Source organism: Streptomyces spongiae (assembly GCF_009377185.1).
Taxonomy (GTDB): domain Bacteria; phylum Actinomycetota; class Actinomycetes; order Streptomycetales; family Streptomycetaceae; genus Streptomyces; species Streptomyces spongiae.
The window spans coordinates 1-4,231 of sequence record NZ_VJZC01000747.1; the positions used below are offsets into that span (position 1 = coordinate 1).

General features: G+C 70.4%; 7 protein-coding genes. 2 read left to right on the plus strand and 5 right to left on the minus strand.

What is annotated here, in order from left to right; all coding sequences use genetic code 11:
• Positions 1-128 precede the first annotated feature (128 nt).
• From FNH08_RS45905 to FNH08_RS45920, 4 genes are all read right to left on the minus strand, one after another.
• Positions 129-539, minus strand: coding sequence for a DMT family transporter (locus FNH08_RS45905; RefSeq protein ID WP_152777607.1), 411 nt, complete (start codon positions 537-539; stop codon positions 129-131).
• Positions 540-640: 101 nt separating this feature from the next.
• Complete coding sequence (locus FNH08_RS45910) at positions 641-961, minus strand: DMT family transporter (RefSeq protein ID WP_152777609.1); 321 nt, start codon at positions 959-961, stop codon at positions 641-643.
• Between the two features lie 43 nt (positions 962-1,004).
• Positions 1,005-1,517 (minus strand): deaminase, encoded by a 513-nt coding sequence (locus tag FNH08_RS45915; protein ID WP_152777611.1) that lies wholly within the window; start codon positions 1,515-1,517, stop codon positions 1,005-1,007.
• On the minus strand, positions 1,514-2,110 hold the full coding sequence (locus FNH08_RS45920) for a DsbA family oxidoreductase (protein ID WP_152777613.1): 597 nt from the start codon (positions 2,108-2,110) through the stop codon (positions 1,514-1,516). Before FNH08_RS45920 ends, FNH08_RS45915 begins: the two co-directional genes overlap by 4 nt.
• 113 nt (positions 2,111-2,223) lie before the next feature.
• On the opposite strand from FNH08_RS45920, the gene FNH08_RS45925 reads away from it, so the two are divergent.
• The gene (locus FNH08_RS45925; protein ID WP_152777614.1) at positions 2,224-2,583 is read left to right on the plus strand and encodes a MerR family transcriptional regulator; all 360 of its coding nucleotides are present in this window, start codon (positions 2,224-2,226) and stop codon (positions 2,581-2,583) included.
• A gap of 46 nt (positions 2,584-2,629) precedes the next feature.
• Here FNH08_RS45925 and FNH08_RS45930 read toward each other — a convergent pair whose 3' ends face one another.
• The gene (locus FNH08_RS45930; RefSeq protein ID WP_152777616.1) at positions 2,630-3,826 is read right to left on the minus strand and encodes a pyridoxal phosphate-dependent aminotransferase; all 1,197 of its coding nucleotides are present in this window, start codon (positions 3,824-3,826) and stop codon (positions 2,630-2,632) included.
• A gap of 159 nt (positions 3,827-3,985) precedes the next feature.
• Here FNH08_RS45930 and FNH08_RS45935 point away from each other — a divergent pair.
• Positions 3,986-4,231: hypothetical protein (locus tag FNH08_RS45935; protein ID WP_152777618.1), on the plus strand; the 246-nt coding region annotated here is incomplete at its 3' end.

Below are 4,231 nucleotides of genomic sequence, written 5' to 3' on the forward strand. Positions count from 1 at the left end.
GGGTGGGGGCCGGCCGGGTGCTGACGTGGGTCACATCGGAACCATGCGTGCCTTAAATCCGATTTACCAGCTTTACACGCCCGTGTGGGCCTGGATTCCGCCGCCGGAAGGCAGCCGCACCGTGGTTGTCAAGGGCGGGCAGGCCGTTCGGTCCGCGTTCGCTCGGGGCTGTCGGAGAGCTTGAGCCAGACGACGCCGACGATGATCACGGTGAGCCAGAAGGCCTTGGCCGGAGTGAGGGTCTCGGAGAAGAAGACGGGGCCGAGCAGTGCGGCCCCGACGGCGCCGATGCCGGCCCAGACGGCGTAGCCGATGCCCACGTCGATGGTGCGGAGCGCGAGGCTCAGGGCGAAGAGCGTCAGGAGGAAGAAGAGCACCGCGACGAGCGACCAGGAGAGCACGGTGAAGCCTTGGCTGCCTCCCACGGAGAGGGCGTAGCCGACCTCGAAGACTCCGGCGAGGAGGAGTACGAGCCATGCTCGTGCTCGGTCGCTGCGAGCGGTGACGTTCTCGCGGGTGGTGGCGGTGTCGCCGGACATGTGGGTTCCTTCCTCCTGAACGACTTCCTGAAGGATTTCCTGAACGACTTCCTGAACGACTTCGGCAAGGTGGCGTGGCGCGGGGCCGGTGTCCTGAGGCATCACGCCGCTCCGCTGAGTTGGAGGCCGACGACCCCGGCGATGACGGCGGCGATGCCGAGGAGCTTGCGCCAGTCGAGACGCTGGCCGAAGAGGAGGGCGCCGAGGACGACGATCCCGACGCCGGCGACGGAGGTCCAGATCGCGTAGCCGACGCCGACAGCGAAGGTGAGAAGCGCCAGGCTGAGGAGGTAGGTGGCGATGCCACCGCTGACCAGCGTGGCAGTGGTCCAGGCAGGGCGGGTGAAGCCCTGGGCCTTGCCTGCGGAGACGGCGACGGTGATCTCGAAGACGACGGCGATGCCGAGGTAGAGCCAGTGCATGGCGGGTGTCCTTCTGCCGAGGTGAGTTATGAGCCGAGGTGAGTTACGAGCGGGTGGTGAAGTCGGAGCGGGTGGTGAAGTCGGAGCGGTGCAGGTCGAGGTACCGGGTGAAAGGGACCAGACCTCGCTCCACGGCGAGGTGCTGGGCCGTCGCCGCGAGGGGCAGTCGGCCGGTCCCGTCGGCGTCGTAGCCGGCCCGGTAGTCGAAGCCCTGGTCAGCAGCGGTATCGCGATCGACGGCGAAGCAGACGGCGGCGATGCCGTGAGAGGCGGCGACGCGATAGCACAGGGCACACGGCTCTCCCGTCGCCAGCAGCGTCGCGCCCTCCGGACCGGAGCGACCGCGGGCCTGGACGGCCTTGCGTAGGGCAACGATCTCCGCGTGGGCGGTGGGGTCGCCGGTCTCTCGGACGAGGTTCACGCCGGGGTCGGAAACCCACCCGTCGCTCGCGACGAGCAGCCCTACGAAGGGAATTCCGCCGGACTCGACATGGCGGACGCAGACTTCCACGGCGCCGGCCATCAGGGCCTCGAGCCGGGTCGTGTCCGCGGTCATGCGGCGGACGCTTCGTCCAGGGCGCGGCGGATCACGCCTTCGTCGGCGACGCCCTCGATGCGTCGGGTGCCGATGATGATCGTGGGCACGACGGTGATGTCCATCCGCGCCGACTCGGCCAGCGCCTGCCGGTGCCGCTCGGCGTACTCCTCGTCGTCGAGGGCCGCGGCGTAGGCGGCCGGCGCGAGCCCGGCCTCCTCGGCCAGACGGACCAGGATCACGGGGTCCCCGATGTCGAGGTTCTCGCGGAAGAACGCCCTCATGACGCGACGGTGGTAGACATCGCCTCGGCCCTGTTCCAAGGCGTACTGGGCGCCACGGAAGGCCGGCTCGGTGTACGGCTGCGGCGAGACGGTCGGCAACCGCATCGGCACCTCGTGGCGGCGTGCCATCGGGTACACGGCACGCTGCCAGATATCCGGAAGGTACGGGTCCTCGGGTCGAAGAGTGGGCGCCGGACGGGGACGAAGCTCGTGAGCGTGATGGACGACCTCGACATGGGGCCGGTCGGTGATCGCGCGCTCGATCACCTCGTCCGCGATCAGGCAGAACGGGCAGACGTAGTCCGACCACACATGGATCTGAGCAGTCATGGCGACCTCCGGTTCCACAGGCACCCCTGATGGGTGCGGCCCCTGGATCGTGGAACTTCACACCGGTGTCAACTGCAAGAATCGGGAGCCGGCGGACAGCCCCGGGAGGTCTCATGCGCATCGGCGAGCTGGCGGACGCCAGTGGCGTCACCACCCGTTCCCTGCGGTACTACGAGGAGCACGGGCTCATCCGCTCCGAGCGCACCCCCGGCGGGTGGCGAGACTTCGACAGCGCCATGGTCGAGCGGGTCGTCATGATCCAGCACCTGTTCGCCGCCGGCCTGTGCAGCGCCACCATCGGCGAACTGCTCCCCTGTCTGGAGGCCCCACCCGAGGAGCGCACAGGCGTCATGGAGCGGTTGCTCGCCCAGGAGGTCGAGCGTCTCGAGGCCAAGCGGCGCGACATCGATCGCGAGCTCGACACCCTGAGGGCGCTCCGCGACGAAACGGCCTTGTTCGGCGAGGTCCCGTGACCGACGGCATGAAGTTCACCGCCACGGGACGCCACCGCCCGGCGCGCTAGAACGCTGCCTTGAGCCGCCCCGCCGCCTCCTGGAGCACCTCGGTCTGCTTGCAGAAGGCGAAGCGCACGAAGGGTGCCCCGGCCTCGCGGTGGTCGTAGAAGACGGCGTTCGGGATGGCGACCACGCCCGCGCGCTCCGGCAGCGCCCGGCAGAAGGCGAAGCCGTCACTCTCGCCGAGGGGCCGGATGTCGGTGGTGATGAAGTACGTGCCCGCCGTCCGGAACACCTCGAACCCCGCCTCCGCGAGCCCGGCCGCCAGCACGTCCCGCTTGGCCAGCATGTCCGCGCGGAACGCCGCGAAGTACGTGTCCGGCAGCGCGAGCGCCTCGGCGACGGCGTACTGGAAGGGCCCGGACGCCACGTACGTGAGGAACTGCTTGGCCGCGCGGACGGCGGACACCAGCTCCGGCGTGGACGTCACCCAGCCCACCTTCCAGCCGGTGAACGAGAACGACTTCCCCGCGCTGCCGATGGTGACCGTCCGCTCCCGCATCCCGGGGAACGTCGCCAGCGGCAGATGCTCGGCGTCGTCGAAGACCAGATGCTCGTACACCTCGTCCGTCACGACCAGCAGATCGCGCTCGACGGCCAGCTCGGCGACCGCCGTCAGCTCCTCGCGGGTGAGGACGGTGCCGGTGGGGTTGTGCGGGGTGTTGATCAGGAGGAGGCGCGTGCGGTCGGTGACGGCGTCCCGCAGTTCGTCGAGGTCCAGCCGGAACGACGCGCTCTCCTCGAAGTGTGGCCGGAGTGTGACCGGCACCCGCGTGCCGCCCGCCATCGCGATGCAGGCCGCGTACGAGTCGTAGTACGGCTCCAGGGCGATGACCTCGTCGCCCGGCTCCAGCAGGCCCAGCAGGGCCGCGGCGATGGCCTCGGTCGCGCCCGCCGTGACGAGCACCTCGGTGTCGGGGTCGTACGTGAGCCCGAACCGCCGCTGCTGGTGGGCGGCGACGGCGGTGCGCAACTCGGGGACGCCGGGGCCCGGCGGGTACTGGTTGCCGCGCCCGTCCCGCAGCGCCCGCACGGCCGCCTCCCGGATCTCCTCGGGGCCGTCGGTGTCGGGGAAGCCCTGGCCCAGGTTGATGGACCCGGTACGGACGGCCAGGGCCGACATCTCGGCGAAGATCGTCGTCCCGAACTCGGCGAGCCGGCGGTTGAGCGGAGGGCGGGCACTGCGGGAGCTGGAGGTCATGGGCGCCATCCTGCGCCGAAGCTCTGGAGTTCCTCAACTCTGCTTTGGCCCGTGAGGCGCCCGGGAATCGAACCGTCACGCAAGAAGCGGAGAGACCGGACCGAGCCCACGGGGGGCGACCGGGGGGCCGCTTCGGGGGAACGAAAGGAGGGTGACGCCATGGGAGTGGTACTCGGCATCATCCTGGCGCTCGTCGTCGTCTTCGTGGTGGTCGCGGTCGCCGTCGCCGCCGGCCGGAGCAGTGCCAGGCGGGCGGTGCGGTCGGGTGGCCGCACCCGGGGGTCGGGCTCGTCCCGCAGCTGGTGGGCGGGCACCGGTGGCAGCACTGGGGCGTCGTGCAGCAGTGGCTCGTCCTGCGGGAGCAGCTCGTCCTGCGGCGGTGGGTCCTCCTGTGGGGGCGGCGGG